This is a genomic window from Vibrio sp. 10N.222.52.B7, from assembly GCF_041474275.1.
Classification (GTDB): Bacteria; Pseudomonadota; Gammaproteobacteria; order Enterobacterales; family Vibrionaceae; genus Vibrio; species Vibrio crassostreae_C.
Window position 1 is genome coordinate 1 of record NZ_JBFRTU010000026.1, and the last position, 16,373, is coordinate 16,373.

14 protein-coding genes and 4 tRNA genes are annotated in these 16,373 nt (G+C 45.5%); 1 reads left to right on the forward strand and 17 read right to left on the reverse strand.

Features of this window, described 5'->3' with window-relative positions; all coding sequences use genetic code 11:
- Positions 1–70: 70 nt before the first annotated feature.
- The 9 genes from AB4512_RS09845 to pncC form a co-directional block, all read right to left on the reverse strand.
- Positions 71–147 (reverse strand) — tRNA-Arg (locus tag AB4512_RS09845).
- Positions 148–236: 89 nt separating this feature from the next.
- Positions 237–329 (reverse strand) — tRNA-Ser (locus AB4512_RS09850).
- Positions 330–373: 44 nt separating this feature from the next.
- Positions 374–450 (reverse strand) — tRNA-Arg (locus AB4512_RS09855).
- A 43-nt stretch (positions 451–493) separates the two neighbouring features.
- A tRNA-Ser gene (locus tag AB4512_RS09860) sits at positions 494–586 on the reverse strand.
- 474 nt (positions 587–1,060) lie between these two features.
- Positions 1,061–1,258, reverse strand: a complete 198-nt coding sequence (gene csrA / locus AB4512_RS09865) for a carbon storage regulator CsrA (protein WP_004415691.1) — start codon at positions 1,256–1,258, stop codon at positions 1,061–1,063.
- Between the two features lie 92 nt (positions 1,259–1,350).
- Positions 1,351–2,532 (reverse strand): aspartate kinase, encoded by a 1,182-nt coding sequence (locus tag AB4512_RS09870; RefSeq protein WP_082153902.1) that lies wholly within the window; start codon positions 2,530–2,532, stop codon positions 1,351–1,353.
- Positions 2,533–2,752: 220 nt separating this feature from the next.
- Positions 2,753–5,335 (reverse strand): alanine--tRNA ligase, encoded by a 2,583-nt coding sequence (gene alaS / locus AB4512_RS09875; protein WP_017063223.1) that lies wholly within the window; start codon positions 5,333–5,335, stop codon positions 2,753–2,755.
- A gap of 332 nt (positions 5,336–5,667) precedes the next feature.
- On the reverse strand, positions 5,668–6,708 hold the full coding sequence (recA, locus tag AB4512_RS09880) for a recombinase RecA (protein WP_017056586.1): 1,041 nt from the start codon (positions 6,706–6,708) through the stop codon (positions 5,668–5,670).
- Positions 6,709–6,847: 139 nt separating this feature from the next.
- A complete protein-coding gene (gene pncC, locus AB4512_RS09885; RefSeq protein WP_029235458.1) occupies positions 6,848–7,342 on the reverse strand; it encodes a nicotinamide-nucleotide amidase in 495 nt (164 codons plus the stop codon).
- Positions 7,343–7,466: 124 nt separating this feature from the next.
- Here pncC and mutS point away from each other — a divergent pair, with 124 nt between their 5' ends.
- Positions 7,467–10,028 (forward strand): DNA mismatch repair protein MutS, encoded by a 2,562-nt coding sequence (gene mutS, locus AB4512_RS09890; RefSeq protein ID WP_017059026.1) that lies wholly within the window; start codon positions 7,467–7,469, stop codon positions 10,026–10,028.
- A gap of 140 nt (positions 10,029–10,168) precedes the next feature.
- Here mutS and rpoS read toward each other — a convergent pair whose 3' ends face one another.
- The 8 genes from rpoS to ftsB form a co-directional block, all read right to left on the reverse strand.
- Positions 10,169–11,149 carry an RNA polymerase sigma factor RpoS gene (rpoS, locus tag AB4512_RS09895; RefSeq protein WP_017059027.1) on the reverse strand — a complete coding sequence of 327 codons (981 nt, stop codon included), beginning with the start codon at positions 11,147–11,149 and terminating at the stop codon, positions 10,169–10,171.
- Between the two features lie 98 nt (positions 11,150–11,247).
- Positions 11,248–12,162 (reverse strand): murein hydrolase activator NlpD, encoded by a 915-nt coding sequence (nlpD, locus tag AB4512_RS09900; RefSeq protein WP_372056191.1) that lies wholly within the window; start codon positions 12,160–12,162, stop codon positions 11,248–11,250.
- 34 nt (positions 12,163–12,196) lie between these two features.
- A complete protein-coding gene (locus AB4512_RS09905; protein ID WP_372174851.1) occupies positions 12,197–12,823 on the reverse strand; it encodes a protein-L-isoaspartate(D-aspartate) O-methyltransferase in 627 nt (208 codons plus the stop codon).
- Positions 12,824–13,567, reverse strand: coding sequence for a 5'/3'-nucleotidase SurE (surE, locus tag AB4512_RS09910; protein ID WP_017059030.1), 744 nt, complete (start codon positions 13,565–13,567; stop codon positions 12,824–12,826). It lies immediately after the preceding gene.
- 81 nt (positions 13,568–13,648) lie between these two features.
- The gene (gene truD / locus AB4512_RS09915) at positions 13,649–14,695 is read right to left on the reverse strand and encodes a tRNA pseudouridine(13) synthase TruD (RefSeq protein WP_017059031.1); all 1,047 of its coding nucleotides are present in this window, start codon (positions 14,693–14,695) and stop codon (positions 13,649–13,651) included.
- A 22-nt stretch (positions 14,696–14,717) separates the two neighbouring features.
- Positions 14,718–15,197, reverse strand: coding sequence for a 2-C-methyl-D-erythritol 2,4-cyclodiphosphate synthase (gene ispF, locus AB4512_RS09920; RefSeq protein ID WP_004739053.1), 480 nt, complete (start codon positions 15,195–15,197; stop codon positions 14,718–14,720).
- 2 nt (positions 15,198–15,199) lie between these two features.
- A complete protein-coding gene (gene ispD / locus AB4512_RS09925; RefSeq protein ID WP_017059032.1) occupies positions 15,200–15,901 on the reverse strand; it encodes a 2-C-methyl-D-erythritol 4-phosphate cytidylyltransferase in 702 nt (233 codons plus the stop codon).
- Complete coding sequence (gene ftsB, locus AB4512_RS09930; RefSeq protein ID WP_017068691.1) at positions 15,901–16,182, reverse strand: cell division protein FtsB; 282 nt, start codon at positions 16,180–16,182, stop codon at positions 15,901–15,903. Before ftsB ends, ispD begins: the two co-directional genes overlap by 1 nt.
- Positions 16,183–16,373: the final 191 nt, after the last annotated feature.

Below are 16,373 nucleotides of genomic sequence, written 5' to 3' on the forward strand. Positions count from 1 at the left end.
CGCACGGTTTTAGTATCAACTTAGTCAATACAAGGACTTTCATTCTTAAAAGAAATAAACCCTTAAATAGTGGCGCGTCCTGGAGGATTCGAACCTCCGACCGCCTGGTTCGTAGCCAGGTACTCTATCCAGCTGAGCTAAGGACGCACGGTGTTCATTCATTAAGAATGAAGTTGTGAAATATATCACATTCTTCTTGCTACGAAGAAAAAAAAAGGCCATCGGCCTGTAATGAATGGCGGTGAGGGAGGGATTCGAACCCTCGATGCAGCTACAAACCACATACTCCCTTAGCAGGGGAGCGCCTTCGGCCACTCGGCCACCTCACCTAATTCATTATTCTCAAATCACTTACAAGTAAGAGAAGAGAGAATGGCGCGTCCTGGAGGATTCGAACCTCCGACCGCCTGGTTCGTAGCCAGGTACTCTATCCAGCTGAGCTAAGGACGCACATTTACATTGTCTAAATTGCTAATTTTAGACTCGCAAGAAATGGCGGTGAGGGAGGGATTCGAACCCTCGATGCAGCTACAAACCACATACTCCCTTAGCAGGGGAGCGCCTTCGGCCTCTCGGCCACCTCACCGTCTTGCGGAGGCACATATTACGTTTTACCGAAAATATGTCAAACACTTTATTGAAAAAAATTGGACAAAAACACTCAACCGTTTGCTATTTAATCAAAGCGCTTGCAAATTGAACTTATAAGATTCAAATCGCGCTTTTTCCCTTAAAAATTAAGGTGAAAGATTGGCAATAATAAACAGCCGAAAACAATTATCTAATTTCTCCAGCAGCAAGTGCTACCGCTGATGGCACAATACTACGGGATGCGTATTTTCGCCATAGGGGAAGCGAATAAATCTTGAGTTTTGCCAAACAAAATACAGAGCAACAGTTCTGTTCAACCTTGTCTGTATCTCGCAGCATCACAAAGCATTCACTTCACCACTTTGAGACCGATCCGTTATCCAACCCATCTATGTCCCAATCAGTGTTTCGGTTCCCCAAGATCAAAAAAGGCTAGCAACAATGCTAGCCTCTTCTCTACGCAAAAGTATTAGTAGTTGCCAGATGCAACGTTACCATTACCTTTTTCAGCTTGAATGCGCATGTAGATCTCTTCACGGTGAACAGATACTTCTTTAGGTGCGTTAACACCGATACGTACTTGGTTACCTTTAACGCCTAGTACAGTAACTGTTACTTCATCACCAATCATCAGTGTTTCGCCAACGCGGCGAGTCAAAATTAGCATTCTTTGCTCCTTGAGTAATCTCTAAATTTATCTAGCTACGAGAGCATTATCCAACAAAAGTTATATTTTCGTAAACTATCGATTGAGTTTATTTAACCAAAATGCACTTCTTTTTTAGGATAACCCTGTGTTTCACGCGCTACGATGTATGCATTGTGTAATATGTTAGCAGCCATATCGACTTGCGTTGGTGATATCACCAAAGTTAAAGACTGCTGCTGCAATAAGTGATGCTGTACATCAATTTCGCCTTCAGACAACAATCCATGTGAACTGACCACAATTTCTTGTGTTCGGCTTCCTACCACAGTTAACAAACTAACCTGTTCACTATTACGGATTTTCTCAGCAAAAACTAGTTTTAATTTGGCACTTATGTCTTGTTTAATAATGAGTGCTGCCCGTTCTGTTTCCTCGATCACACTACAGACTTCGATCCCCAACAGTTGGCAATGTGAAATGAAAGACGGTAAATCTTCATTCAAACACTCGATACGCACCATATCTCTTTGGATGGCGATGCCAGCAATATCATTCAAACACTGATTACCCGCGATCAATGTGCCCTCGCCTTGTTCAAAGCTTGAAAGCACTCGCAATGGCACGTTGTTCTGCCATGCATACTGAACACACGGAAGATGCAACACCTTAGCGCCTCGGCGGGCCATCTCTTCCATAGAAGGGAAGTCTAAAGTATCTAATTTCTGAGATTGCTTTACGACTCTAGGGTCACAAGAGTAAACACCATCTACATCAGTATAGATCTGGCATTCTTTCGCCTGCAAGGCACCTGCAAGCGCGACCGCTGTAGTATCTGAACCACCGCGGCCTAATGTCGTGATATCACCTTTCGCATTGAATCCTTGAAAGCCTGCAACAATAACAATCTGGTTGTCATCTAGCAGAGCTTGAATCGGAGCAGTATCAATACGCTCAATCGCTGCATTATTATGATTAGAATCCGTGTGTATCTTGGCTTGATAGCCAGTCATCGATGTCGCTTCATAACCTAACTTGTGTAACGTCATTGCTAATAAGGCCATGGAAACTTGCTCGCCAGCCGTTAACAACACATCCAGTTCTCTAGCGTTTGGTACGCTATCAACTTGCGTGGCTAAATTAACTAACCGATTTGTTTCACCAGACATAGCAGAAACGACAACCACGATCTGGTTCCCTTCATTTTTCGCTTCAATGATTTTTTCTGCTACATGATGGATTCGTTCAATTGAACCCACCGACGTTCCACCAAATTTCTGCACGATAAGAGGCATTTTCACCCGTCCTCACCTTCCCAAGACCAATGTCTATATATGACAAAAAAACACATACTCCGCGTCAGGGCGAAGCAATAAAAAATTAACCAAGGAGTCTAACGCCACCATTAGACTTCTTGGTTAATCTCAATCAAACCTTGTTTAAACACACTTCCAATAGGCAAAATAAAAGATGCCCAATCAACTGATTGGGCATCTTTGTATCAATTACTTAAGCTTAAAGACGCTCTTCTAGCCAAGTACGCACAGATTTAAGCGCTTCTGGCAGTGCTGCAACGTCTGTACCGCCCGCTTGAGCCATATCTGGACGACCGCCGCCTTTACCGCCAACTTGCTCAGCAACCATCTTGACGAGATCACCCGCTTTTACTTTGCCGATTAGGTCTTTGGTTACACCAGCAATCAAGCCAACTTTACCGTCTGCTACGTTCGCGATCAGGATGATGCCGCTACCTACTTGGTTTTTAGCGTTATCAACCATAGTACGTAGGTTCTTGTTGTCTGCGCCTTCAATTGCAGCAACCAAAACTTTAGTACCAGAGATGTCTTCTACTTTGCCCATGATGTTTGCGCTTTCTGCAGCAGCCATCTTTTCTTTAAGCAGTTGGATTTCTTTCTCTAGCGATTTCGCTTTCTTAGCTGACTCAGCCAGTTTCTCTTCGTAAGCGTTAGCTTGAGCTTCTACTGCATCTAGTGCAGCTTCACCTGTTACCGCTTCAATACGACGAATACCCGCAGCAATACCACCTTCAGAAGTGATCTTGAATAGGCCGATATCACCTGTGTTTGAAGCGTGGATACCACCACAAAGTTCAGTAGAGAAGTCGCCCATAGATAGAACGCGAACTTCATCATCGTACTTCTCGCCAAACAGTGCCATTGCACCTTTTTCTTTCGCTGACTCGATGTCCATGATGTTGGTTTCAATCACATGGTTCTTACGAACTTGTGCGTTAACTAGACGCTCTACTTCTTTAATCTGTGCTGGTGTTACCGCTTCAAGGTTAGAGAAGTCAAAACGTAGGTTGTCTGGCTTAACTAAAGAACCTTTCTGAGCAACGTGCTCACCTAGCACTTCGCGCAATGCAGAGTGAAGTAAGTGAGTGGCAGAGTGGTTTAGTGAGATAGCAGCTCGACGCTCAGCGTCAACCGTTGCTTCTACTTTATCGCCCTTAGCAAATACACCTTCAACTAGCTCACCGTGGTGCGCAAATGCGTTACCTAGCTTCTGAGTGTCTTGTACTTTGAAAAGACCCGACGCTGTTTTTAGTGTACCAGCATCACCACATTGACCGCCTGACTCAGCGTAGAATGGTGTCTCTTCAAGGATGATGATTGCTTTGTCGCCAGCCGATAGTGAAGCAACCTCTTCGCCGTCAACGAATAGCGCAGAGATTTCACCAGCACCTTCAGTTGCTGTGTAACCACAGAACTCAGTGTTGGTGTCTACTTTGATTGTCGCGTTGTAATCCGTGCCGAATTGGCCTGCTTCACGTGCACGCTTACGCTGTGCTTCCATCGCCTTCTCAAAGCCTTCTTCATCGATAGTAAAATCGCGTTCGCGAGCTACATCGTTAGTAAGGTCAGCTGGGAAGCCGTATGTATCGTAAAGTTTGAAAACTGTTTCGCCGTCAAGCTCTTTGCCTTCAAGTGCATCTAGTGCGTCATTAAGAATAACCATGCCGCGCTCTAGCGTACGACCAAAGTTCTCTTCCTCAATGCGAAGTACTTTTTCAACCAGCTCTTGCTGTTTCTTAAGTTCATCTGCCGCAGAGCCCATCACTTCAGCCAGTACGCCCACAAGTTTGTGGAAGAACACGCCTTGTGCGCCAAGCTTGTTACCGTGACGAACTGCACGACGGATGATACGACGTAGAACGTAGCCACGACCTTCGTTTGAAGGCATAACACCGTCAGCAATTAGGAATGAACAAGAACGGATGTGGTCAGCAATAACGCGTAGCGATTGGTTAGATAGATCGTCATGACCAACAACTTCCGCAGTCGCTTTGATTAGCTTTTGGAATACATCAATTTCGTAGTTAGAGTGAACGCCCTGCATGATTGCAGAAATACGCTCAATACCCATACCTGTATCTACAGCAGGCTTGGGTAGCGGTTCCATTGTGCCGTCAGCGTGACGGTTGAACTGCATGAATACGTTGTTCCAGATCTCGATGAAACGGTCACCATCTTCTTCAGGTGTACCAGGACGGCCGCCCCAGATGTGCTCACCGTGATCGTAGAAGATTTCAGTACATGGACCACAAGGACCTGTGTCACCCATCGTCCAGAAGTTATCAGACTCGAACTGTTTACCGCCTTCTTTGTCGCCAATGCGAACGATACGGTCAGCAGGAACACCTACTTTCTTGTTCCAGATATCGAATGCTTCATCATCTGTCTCGTATACCGTTACCAGTAGACGATCTTTTGGCAGTTGAAGAGTTTCAGTCAGGAATTCCCAAGCAAATCCAATCGCTTCTTCTTTGAAGTAGTCGCCAAAGCTGAAGTTGCCTAGCATTTCGAAGAACGTGTGGTGACGAGCCGTGAAACCTACGTTTTCAAGGTCATTGTGTTTACCACCCGCACGTACACAACGCTGAGCCGTAGTTGCTCGAGTGTAGGCACGCTTTTCGGCGCCTAAGAAGCAATCTTTGAATTGGTTCATACCTGCGTTAGTGAATAGCAGGGTTGGATCGTTATGTGGAACTAACGATGAACTGTCTACGATTTGGTGTTCTTTGCTCTCAAAGAACTTAAGGAACGCGTTGCGAACCTCATCAGTGCTCATGTACATGCAGCTCTTCCTGAAAATAGTCGAGTTAGAATTTTGCCGTATTGTAGATCATGGTTAAGGCTTCGACTAGTTTTCTTGTAGAAAAGACACCCTTGGGCAGGATTTTAGTGGGAATTCGATAAAATGAAGAATATTCCACTATATCTTGCCGTGGAAAAGCAGAACTAAATTGACGACCTAGTACCGAAGAAACTCAGTCAACGAGAGAGATTTGACCAAAGACATGCTCGACGGAGCAGATCCAATAAAAAAGCCCCGCATAAAATATGCGAGGCTTTAAATTCTTTCAAAGCGGATGCTTCTTTCAAACATCCACTCTATAAAACGTGAGCTTATAGCTCTTCGTTTTCTTCTTCTTTCTCTACGTCTTTCTCTTCAAGAACAGCAGGAGTCAGTAGTAACTCACGAAGTTTAGTATCGATCTCTAGAGCAACTTCTGGGTTTTCACGTAGGTATTTACCAGCGTTAGCTTTACCTTGGCCGATCTTATCGCCTTTGTAGCTGTACCAAGCGCCTGCTTTTTCTACTAGCTTATTCTTAACACCTAAGTCGATAAGCTCACCTTCGCGGTTGAAGCCTTTACCGTAAAGGATTTGAGTCTCAGCTTGTTTGAATGGTGCAGCAATCTTGTTCTTAACGACCTTGATACGAGTTTCGTTACCAACAACTTCATCACCATCTTTAATCGCACCAGTACGGCGAATATCAAGACGAACAGATGCGTAGAACTTAAGTGCGTTACCACCTGTTGTTGTTTCTGGGTTACCGAACATCACACCAATTTTCATACGAATTTGGTTAATGAAGATAGCCATACAGTTAGACTGCTTAAGGTTACCCGTCAGCTTACGCATTGCTTGAGAAAGCATACGAGCCTGAAGACCCATGTGGCTGTCGCCCATTTCGCCTTCGATTTCTGCTTTTGGTGTTAGGGCTGCTACTGAGTCAATAACAAGAACGTCGATTGCACCTGAACGAGCCAGTGCATCACAGATTTCCAGCGCTTGCTCACCAGTATCTGGTTGAGAAACAAGAAGTGCATCGATATCAACACCAAGCTTTTGAGCGTAGATAGGGTCAAGTGCGTGCTCCGCATCAACGAATGCACACGTCTTTCCCACTTTCTGTGCTGCAGCAATAAGCTCAAGCGTTAGCGTTGTTTTACCTGATGATTCTGGACCGTAAACTTCTACGATACGTCCCATCGGTAGGCCACCAGCACCTAGTGCGATATCTAGAGATAGAGAACCTGTAGAAATAGTTTCTACGTCCATTGTGCGGTTATCACCAAGACGCATGATAGAACCTTTACCAAATTGCTTTTCAATCTGACCAAGGGCTGCGGCTAACGCTTTTTGTTTATTCTCGTCCATTTCTATCTCCACATAATCGGTTGTCTCAACAAGCGATCTAGAATCTATTTCTAACCCACATAGGGGTGACTAATTGGCTTTCATTATACTGTTGATTCATACAGTGTCTATACCTGTATGAAAATAATTTGTACAAATGTTACTTACCTTCCATTGATAGGTAATCATAAATAACTTGCAGGGCATGGTGCGTGGCTTGTTGGCGTACTTGTGATCTGTCGCCTGTAAATACATGCGTTTCTACTTTATCCCAGCCATTTAGCGCTTTCCACGCGAAGCATACTGTACCAACAGGCTTATCTTCGGTCGCGCCACCTGGGCCAGCGATGCCACTGATTGATACAGAGATCGTCCCGTTTGAATGTTGCAATGCCCCGCTCGCCATTTCTATTACGACAGGCTCACTCACGGCGCCGAACTCCATTAAGGTTTTAAGCTGTACACCGATCATCTCTTGTTTGGCTTCATTGCTGTACGTAACAAAAGCGCGATCAAACCATCCAGAGCTGCCCGCAATATCGGTGACTGCACTCGCGACACCTCCGCCAGTGCAAGATTCAGCCGTCACTAACACGTGTTTGTGTTTAGCGAGTAAATGTCCAAGCTGCTCACTAAGGTCTTGAGTCATCTGCATCATCTGCTTCCCTTTATTTACTGTCATATCATTTGGATTCGCATCTTTTCGCATCAGCCGCTTTTCGCACGAAACGCTTTCACGTATCCTAAGCCGCAATAGAAATAAACGAAAGAAGTTAACTGTGAAAGCCGATCAAAAACATACTCCCATGATGCAGCAGTATCTAAAACTGAAAGCAGAAAACCCAGAAATTCTGCTGTTCTACCGCATGGGCGATTTCTACGAGCTTTTCTACGATGACGCTAAAAAAGCCTCTCAACTCCTCGATATTTCACTGACTAAGCGTGGCTCATCAAATGGTGAACCGATTCCGATGGCAGGTGTTCCATACCATGCGGTTGAAGGATACCTTGCAAAGTTAGTGCAACTTGGTGAGTCCGTAGCAATTTGTGAACAGATTGGTAATCCAGCACTTTCAAAAGGCCCTGTTGAGCGCGCAGTAGTGCGTATCGTGACACCGGGTACCGTAACCGACGAAGCCTTGCTTTCTGAACGCGTTGATAACCTAATTGCAGCCATTTATCACCACAACGGTAAATTCGGTTATGCGACACTTGATATTACCTCTGGCCGATTCCAACTTTGCGAGCCAGAAACAGAAGAAGCGATGGCCGCTGAGCTACAAAGAACCTCTCCGCGTGAGCTGCTGTTCCCTGAAGATTTCGAACCCGTCGATTTAATGGCAAGCCGTAATGGCAACCGCCGCCGCCCTGTATGGGAATTTGAATTAGACACCGCTAAGCAGCAATTGAATAAGCAGTTTGGTACTCGCGATCTGGTTGGCTTTGGCGTAGAAAGCGCGAAACTGGGTCTATGTGCGGCTGGTTGTTTGATCCAATACGTGAAAGATACCCAACGTACTGCCCTCCCTCATATCCGTTCACTCACGATGGATAAACAAGATCACTCGGTGATCCTTGATGCTGCAACTCGTCGTAATTTGGAGATCACGCAAAATCTTGGGGGTGGTACTGATAACACCCTTGCCGAAGTACTTGATCACACTGCGACAGCAATGGGTAGCCGTATGCTTAAGCGTTGGTTACATCAACCAATGCGCAATATATCTGCACTCGATCAGCGCTTAGATGCAATTGGTGAAATGAAAGATTTGGCTCTATTCACAGAACTACAGCCAACCTTAAAACAGATTGGTGATATCGAACGTATTCTCGCTCGATTAGCACTTCGCTCTGCTCGCCCTCGCGATATGGCGCGTCTTCGTCAAGCAATGGAATATTTGCCAGAGCTTGCTGAAACACTGACGCAACTGAAGCACCCATACCTAACTCAACTTGCTCAATATGCTTCTCCTGTGGATGAGGTTTCTGAGCTGCTTGAACGTGCAATCAAAGAGAACCCACCGGTGGTTATCCGTGACGGTGGTGTGATTGCAGAAGGCTACAATGCCGAGTTAGACGAATGGCGCGACCTTGCAGCAGGCGCAACTGAATTTCTTGATAAGCTTGAGCAAGAAGAGCGTGAACGTCATGGCATCGACACGCTAAAAGTTGGCTACAACAACGTACATGGTTTCTTCATTCAAGTAAGCCGTGGGCAAAGCCATCTTGTGCCGCCACACTATGTTCGTCGTCAAACGCTGAAAAATGCTGAGCGTTACATCATTCCTGAGCTAAAAGAGCACGAAGACAAAGTACTTAACTCTAAGTCGAAAGCACTCGCTATCGAGAAACAGCTGTGGGAAGAGTTGTTTGACTTACTACTGCCGTATCTAGAGCGCCTACAAAATATCGCCTCTTCAGTATCTCAGCTTGATGTTCTACAGAACTTGGCTGAGCGTGCAGATACCCTTGATTACTGTCGTCCAACCATGACAGAGTCTGCTGGAGTACAAATTCAGGCCGGTCGTCACCCTGTTGTTGAACAAGTGATGGACGAACCTTTCATTGCTAACCCTATCGACCTGAATGATCAACGTAAGATGCTGATCATCACAGGTCCCAACATGGGTGGTAAATCGACCTACATGCGCCAAACGGCACTCATCGCATTGATGGCTCATATCGGTTGTTATGTTCCTGCAGAAAGCGCAACCATCGGCTCTATCGACCGTATCTTTACGCGTATTGGCGCATCGGATGATCTGGCTTCTGGCCGTTCAACCTTCATGGTTGAGATGACAGAAACCGCAAATATCCTGCACAATGCAACACCAAACAGCCTTGTGCTAATGGATGAAATCGGTCGTGGTACCAGTACTTACGATGGCCTGTCTCTGGCTTGGGCAAGTGCAGAGTGGCTAGCCAATCAAATCAATGCGATGACACTGTTTGCAACGCACTACTTTGAGCTAACTGAACTACCTAACCAACTTCCAACTTTAGCAAACGTACACTTAGATGCGGTTGAGCATGGTGATAGCATTGCCTTTATGCACGCAGTTCAAGAAGGTGCTGCAAGTAAATCTTATGGTCTAGCGGTTGCAGGTTTAGCTGGCGTACCGAAAGCAGTGATCAAGAATGCTCGTGCGAAGCTGACTCAGTTAGAAGCGTTAAGTATGGAGTCGCCAACATCGAAGCCAAGCGGTGTCGATATCGCAAACCAACTGAGCCTGATCCCAGAACCAAGTGAAGTAGAGCAAGCGCTAGCGAATGTTGATCCTGATGATCTAACTCCTCGCCAAGCATTAGAAGAACTTTACCGCTTGAAGAAGCTGCTTTAGTTTCTTACCAAATAGCTTGTTATGGCCGTACTGCTATTTTCATTAGACGGCATGAAATACCAAAGCCACAAACAAAAAAACGCTGACTTAAAGTCAGCGTTTTTATTTGTCTTCTATTTAGAGAAGCATCATCCGTTCAATTAGTCGTTTTCTACGTTGAACAGGTTTTCCATATTCAGACCTTGCTTGATAAGAATCTCACGTAGACGGCGAAGACCTTCAACTTGGATTTGACGAACACGTTCACGAGTCAGGCTAATTTCACGGCCTACTTCTTCTAGTGTTGACGGTTCGTAACCCAGTAGTCCAAAGCGACGTGCAAGCACTTCTTTCTGCTTAGGATTCAGTTCATCAAGCCAGAAAATCAACGAGTTCTTGATATCGCTATCTTGAGTTGAAACCTCAGGGTCTGAATTGTTGATGTCTGGAATAATATCCAACAGTGCTTTCTCACCGTCACCACCAATTGGCGTATCTACAGAGCTCACTCTTTCGTTTAGACGAAGCATCTTACTCACATCACCAACTGGCTTGTCTAGCTTAGAAGCAATTTCTTCCGCCGTTGGTTCATGATCAAGTTTTTGTGATAGCTCTCTTGCGGTACGCAGATAGATGTTCAGCTCTTTCACAACATGGATTGGCAAACGGATAGTGCGAGTCTGATTCATTAACGCACGTTCAATGGTTTGACGAATCCACCATGTCGCGTAAGTTGAGAAGCGGAAGCCACGCTCTGGATCAAACTTCTCTACGGCGCGAATTAAACCTAGGTTGCCTTCTTCGATTAGATCGAGAAGTGCAAGGCCGCGGTTGCTATAACGACGTGAAATTTTTACCACTAAACGCAGGTTACTTTCGATCATGCGTTTACGTGCTGCTTCATCACCGCGTAGAGCTCGACGTGCGTATAGCACTTCTTCTTCAGCGGTTAGTAGTGGTGAGAAACCGATTTCGCCTAAGTAGAGTTGAGTGGCATCTAAACTTTTAGACGTAACTTCAACTTCTTCTTTTGCTTCGGTTTTCTTAGTGACTGTTCGTTTTGCTTTTCCAAGAGCTTCCGGTTCCGTGGTTGCTTGGTCAAGATCGAACTCTTCTTTGGTTACTGCATTGCTTATACTCATAACGCCTCCCCCTGGCGAAATTAGCATGACATTACAACTTCATATGTCGCTAAATGACTATGTCACTCCATACAATACGTAATTTTTGCATATTGTATTTAAGGTAAATATCGTTTTGGATTAACGGATTTACCTTGGTAACGAATCTCAAAGTGCAACCTAACACTGCTGGCTCCAGAGCTTCCCATTGTTGCAATCTTCTGCCCTGGTTTCACACTTTGCCCTTCAGATACTAATAGTCGGTCGTTATGCGCGTATGCACTTAAGTAATTATCATTGTGCTTCACAATCACTAGATTGCCGTAGCCTCGTAGTGCATTACCCGAATAAACAACCGTTCCCCCTGCAGTAGATACTATTGGCTGACCTCGCTGTCCTGCTATGTCTATGCCTTTATTTCCTTGTTCGCCTACAGAGAAATTCTCGATTACTCTCCCTTTAGTTGGCCATAACCATTTGGATACTTTATCACTTGTTGGTTTGGTGGGCGGTGTAACATTCTGTTTACCTTTAGAACCAACATACTCCTTTGATTTGGATTGTTCAACCTTCTTTGGTGGATCTTTTTTCACCACTTTGGTGGTAGTTTGAGCTGGAGCCGGTTTAGAGTTTTTGCTCTTTTGTGGTGTGGTTTTCGGTTTACTTGCCGCAGATGACGTTGTGGATGCGGCGACAGGCGCAGCAACTGCTGCTGCCGCTACCGTTGACTTACCATACGCTGGCGCGTTGTAGCTAGGACGCCATAACTTAAGCTTCTGCCCTGGGTGGATAGTGTAAGGAGCAGACAACTTGTTATAACCGATGAGGTCTTTAACGTCTTTATTGGTGACATAAGCAATGAAGTAAAGGGTATCGCCTTTTTTAACTTCATAGTAACTGCCACGATAACTACCACGATCAATCGATGAGTAATTCTTGTTTAGGTTTGAAACCGGCGCAGGCGAATTCGCTGCACACCCAACAAGGGCACAGCTAAGCAGTAAAGTACTTCCTTTTAACAACTTCGAACGCATCGACTCTCTATCCACCTACACCATTAGTCTTTTATTAAGCTAGCTCACCAGGAACAAGAGGTACAAATCTCACCAACTCGATAACACTCGATAAAAACTCATCGCCGTGTCGAACGATCTTCAATAGTTGCTGTTCGTCATCACCGACTGGAATCAGTAAACGACCGCCATCTTTCAGCTGTTGCAGAAGCGCTTGAGGAATCGACTCTGCAGCGGCGGTGACAATAATCGCATCAAAAGGGGCTTTTGAAGACCAACCTTGCCAACCATCACCGTGCTTAGTTGAGATATTGTAGAAATCGAGTTGCTTCAACCTACGCTTGGCATCCCATTGTAGCGACTTTATTCTTTCAACCGAATACACATGATCAACAAGTTGAGCCAATACCGCAGTTTGGTAACCAGAACCCGTTCCGATCTCCAAGACACGGCTATCTTGTTGTAATTCAAGTAGCTCTGTCATTTTAGCAACAATGTATGGCTGTGAGATTGTCTGACCCTGACCGATAGGCAGCGCATTATTATCATAGGCTTGGTGATACATCGCCTGTGATAAAAAGCTCTCTCTCGGCAGTTGGTAAATCGCATCAAGAACCTTTTGATCCTGAATACCATTTTCAATCAGGAAAGTAATTAAACGCTCAGCTTGCGGATTACTCACTTACTTCTCCCCTAACCATGTTGCCATCGCACCCAACGACTCATGCGCCGTCAGATCAACCTGCAACGGTGTTACCGACACAAAGCCATGCTCAATCGCGTAAAAATCGGTACCTTCACCGGCATCTTGCTCTTTACCCGGAGGGCCAAGCCAATAGATATCGTGACCACGCGGGTCTTTTTGCTTGATCATATCTTCAGCGTGATGACGAGCACCTAAGCGCGTCACCTGAGTACCAGACAATTGTTCTAAGGCTAAATCAGGAACGTTTACGTTCAACAAGCGGTTGGTCGGGATTGGGTTTGCTAAATGTTGTTCGACAATACGACGAGCAATCGCTGCCGCTGTCTTAAAATGTTTTTTTCCCACCAGAGAAAACGCTACCGATTGAACGCCTAGAAAATGCCCTTCCATTGCTGCAGCCACCGTGCCGGAATAAAGCACGTCATCACCCAGGTTAGCACCGTGATTAATGCCCGTTAATACCAGATCAGGCATGTCATTCTTTAGCAGTTCGTTTAACGCAAAATGCACACAGTCGGTCGGTGTTCCTTGTACCGAATAGGTATTTTCAGTAATCTCTTGAACACGCAGAGGCTGTTCTAAAGTTAATGAATTTGACGCACCCGAGCGATTACGGTCAGGGGCAACAATGATAACGTCAGCAAGATCACGTAGCTCATTTGCCAGCTCATGAATACCTTGAGCGTGCACACCATCATCATTGCTGAGTAAAATCTTCATCTTGTATCCTTTCTTTTGTTCCCATGCTAAGCCAAGTCACTTAAATTCCAATATCAAGTGACTCAACTCCAAGCAGAATCGTTATTGCTCGTAGGTTCTCTCTACGTGTACTTCTTCAACCAATTCGCGAACGATCGCTGTTGCGAAACAACCCGCATCAAGAGAGAACTTAAGCGTGACATTATCTTCGTTCACTTCCCAAGTTAAGTCTGTTGGTTTCAGTGACGCTTCACGGCGATCATGACGCATACGGTTACCACGAATCAGAGCCATTAGATCCGGTTCAGCATCAAGGTGTTTCTGTTCTAGAGCTTGAGACTCATCAATCGTTGGTAAGGCATTATCGCCAGCCAAAGCAACAGTTATCAAAGCAGAACCGTTCGCAATGTCTTGGTTTACAGCTTCAATGTTGTCTGCTGTTACTGCCAGTTGAGCACCGTCTTTCACCACGATATCGCCAACCAATGCTGATGCAAACGCATCTTGCTCAATACGGTCTGAAAGGATCAGGTTGTAAATCCACGAACGAGCAGCAGAAAGGTACAAGCTGCGCTTATTCTGGTTACGAGTACGAACGTTATCGCGGCCCCAACGACGAGCTTCAGATAGGTTGTTACCTTCATTGCCAAAACGCTGAGCACCAAAGTAGTTTGGCACGCCCACTTGAGCGACTTTTTCCAAACGCTTGACCACATCATCGCAATCCGTTACTTCAGACAAGGTCAACTCAAATTGGTTGCCAACTAAATCGCCTGGACGTAACTTTTTGTTGTGTCGCGCTGTCGCTAAGATTTCAATGCTTGGGTATTGTGCTAAGAACCCTGAAAAGTCAGGCTCACCTTTCGGTAGGTGAACGCTCAACCACTGCTCTGTCACAGCGTGGCGGTCTTTCAAACCCGCCCAGCTCACGTCTTTCGACTTAACACCGCAAGCTTTAGCCAGCTCGTTTGCTACGAAGCTCGTGTTTTCACCAGTTTTACGAATACGAACCATTAGGTGCTCGCCTTCACCAGCAAACTCAAAACCCAAGTCTTCATTAACGACAAAGTGTTCGGCTTTTGCTTTTAGTTTTGCTTTCGCAGTTGGTTTACCGTTTAGATAAGCCAATGAAGATAAAATATCTGACATGCTGTTCTTTTCGTGTTGGTGCTTACGCACTTTTAGTAATTAGGACCACCGCTTCACATGCGATGCCCTCTTTGCGACCTGTAAAACCTAAACGCTCAGTGGTCGTCGCTTTTACATTCACATTGCTAATGCTGGTTTCTAGGTCTTGAGCAATAGCTTGGCACATAGAGTCTATATGAGGCGCCATCTTTGGAGCTTGCGCCATGATAGTAATATCGGCATTACCAATCACGTAACCTTGTTCTTTTACTCGACGGTAAACATCTTTCAGTAGCTCACGGCTATCCGCACCTTTCCATTCGTCATCGGTATCAGGGAAATGACGACCAATATCACCCGCAGCAATCGCACCCAATAGAGCGTCACACAACGCATGAAGGGCAACATCACCGTCTGAGTGTGCAATAAGACCTTGCTCGTAAGGTATGCTTACACCACCAATAATTACCGGGCCTTCACCACCAAACTTATGTACATCAAAGCCATGGCCAATACGAATCATCGTTATTCCTTATTCTGACTTAAATAGAACTCAGCAAGCGCTAAATCTTCAGGCTGAGTAATCTTAAAATTATCTGAACGCCCTGCCACTAAAGCGGGCGATAAACCTTTCCATTCAAAGGCTGAGGCTTCATCAGTAATTGAAGCGCCTTGTTGCAACGCCTCACTTAATGCCTTCCACAGAGGCTTTGCTCTGAACATTTGCGGCGTAAGTGCATGCCATAAATCGGCACGCTCAACGGTATGCTCGATCTGCCCTTGGGCACCGCGCTTCATCGTGTCACGAACTGGAGCCGCTAAAATAGCGCCCACATCATGGCTCATCGCGCCGGAAATTAGCTTGTCGATATCACTTAGTTGAACACACGGCCTTGCCGCATCGTGAACCATTACCCAATCACTAAGCTGCTGCTCAGCGATATAGTTTAGCGCAGAGAGTACAGAGTCCGCTCGCTCGCTTCCGCCTGACACTCTGATCACTTGCGGGTTCAGGTTGAGTGCTAGATCAGGGTAGTATGGGTCATCATCGCTGATCGCAACGACAATTTGAGCGACTTGTGGGTGAGACAGTAATTTCTCAATGGTGTGCTCTAAAATTGTTTTGTCGTGAATCTTGAGATATTGCTTAGGGCGGTCTGCCTTCATTCGGCTACCGACGCCCGCCGCAGGTACAACGGCAATCACGCTTTGAAGTTGAGTCGACATTAATGGGATCCCTCACCAATGATGCGATAAAACGTTTCACCTTCTTTGACCATTCCAAGTTCATGACGTGCGCGTTCTTCTATCGCGTCTAAGCCTTGGCGTAGATCGTCAATTTCAGCAAACATTTCTGCATTTCGAATATGCAGCTTTTCATTTACTTGCTGTTGAACTTGGATTTCGTTGTTCACACCGTAGTAATCAGAGATACCATTTTTACCGAGCCACAGTGTGTGTTGTAGCCAGCCAAACACTATGAGCAGTACTAAAGCAAAAATTCGCATAACACCTTTCGCCGGTTGAAAAAGAAGGAACTAGAATAAGGCACATATATACCATAATGAGCTTATTGGTGCGAGATATGTGGTGTCAGGGAATCAATAAGTCGAGGAGTCATTGTCAGGAAAACAATGAGATTCCCTACTCCTTCCTTCGTCAGTCTAGGGAATGACGAACTTTATATGTGACAAGGAGG

Excerpts from the sequence above, each read along its gene's own strand:
- csrA (WP_004415691.1), bottom strand. The coding sequence starts at position 1,258 with ATGCTAATTTTGACTCGCCGCGTTGGCGAAACACTGATGATTGGTGAT.
- AB4512_RS09870 (WP_082153902.1), bottom strand. The coding sequence starts at position 2,532 with ATGCCTCTTATCGTGCAGAAATTTGGTGGAACGTCGGTGGGTTCAATT.
- alaS (WP_017063223.1), bottom strand. The coding sequence starts at position 5,335 with ATGTACATGAGCACTGATGAGGTTCGCAACGCGTTCCTTAAGTTCTTT.
- recA (WP_017056586.1), bottom strand. The coding sequence starts at position 6,708 with ATGGACGAGAATAAACAAAAAGCGTTAGCCGCAGCCCTTGGTCAGATT.
- pncC (WP_029235458.1), bottom strand. The coding sequence starts at position 7,342 with ATGCAGATGACTCAAGACCTTAGTGAGCAGCTTGGACATTTACTCGCT.
- rpoS (WP_017059027.1), bottom strand. The coding sequence starts at position 11,149 with ATGAGTATAAGCAATGCAGTAACCAAAGAAGAGTTCGATCTTGACCAA.
- nlpD (WP_372056191.1), bottom strand. The coding sequence starts at position 12,162 with ATGCGTTCGAAGTTGTTAAAAGGAAGTACTTTACTGCTTAGCTGTGCC.
- surE (WP_017059030.1), bottom strand. The coding sequence starts at position 13,567 with ATGAAGATTTTACTCAGCAATGATGATGGTGTGCACGCTCAAGGTATT.
- truD (WP_017059031.1), bottom strand. The coding sequence starts at position 14,695 with ATGTCAGATATTTTATCTTCATTGGCTTATCTAAACGGTAAACCAACT.
- ispF (WP_004739053.1), bottom strand. The coding sequence starts at position 15,197 with ATGATTCGTATTGGCCATGGCTTTGATGTACATAAGTTTGGTGGTGAA.
- ispD (WP_017059032.1), bottom strand. The coding sequence starts at position 15,901 with ATGTCGACTCAACTTCAAAGCGTGATTGCCGTTGTACCTGCGGCGGGC.
- ftsB (WP_017068691.1), bottom strand. The coding sequence starts at position 16,182 with ATGCGAATTTTTGCTTTAGTACTGCTCATAGTGTTTGGCTGGCTACAA.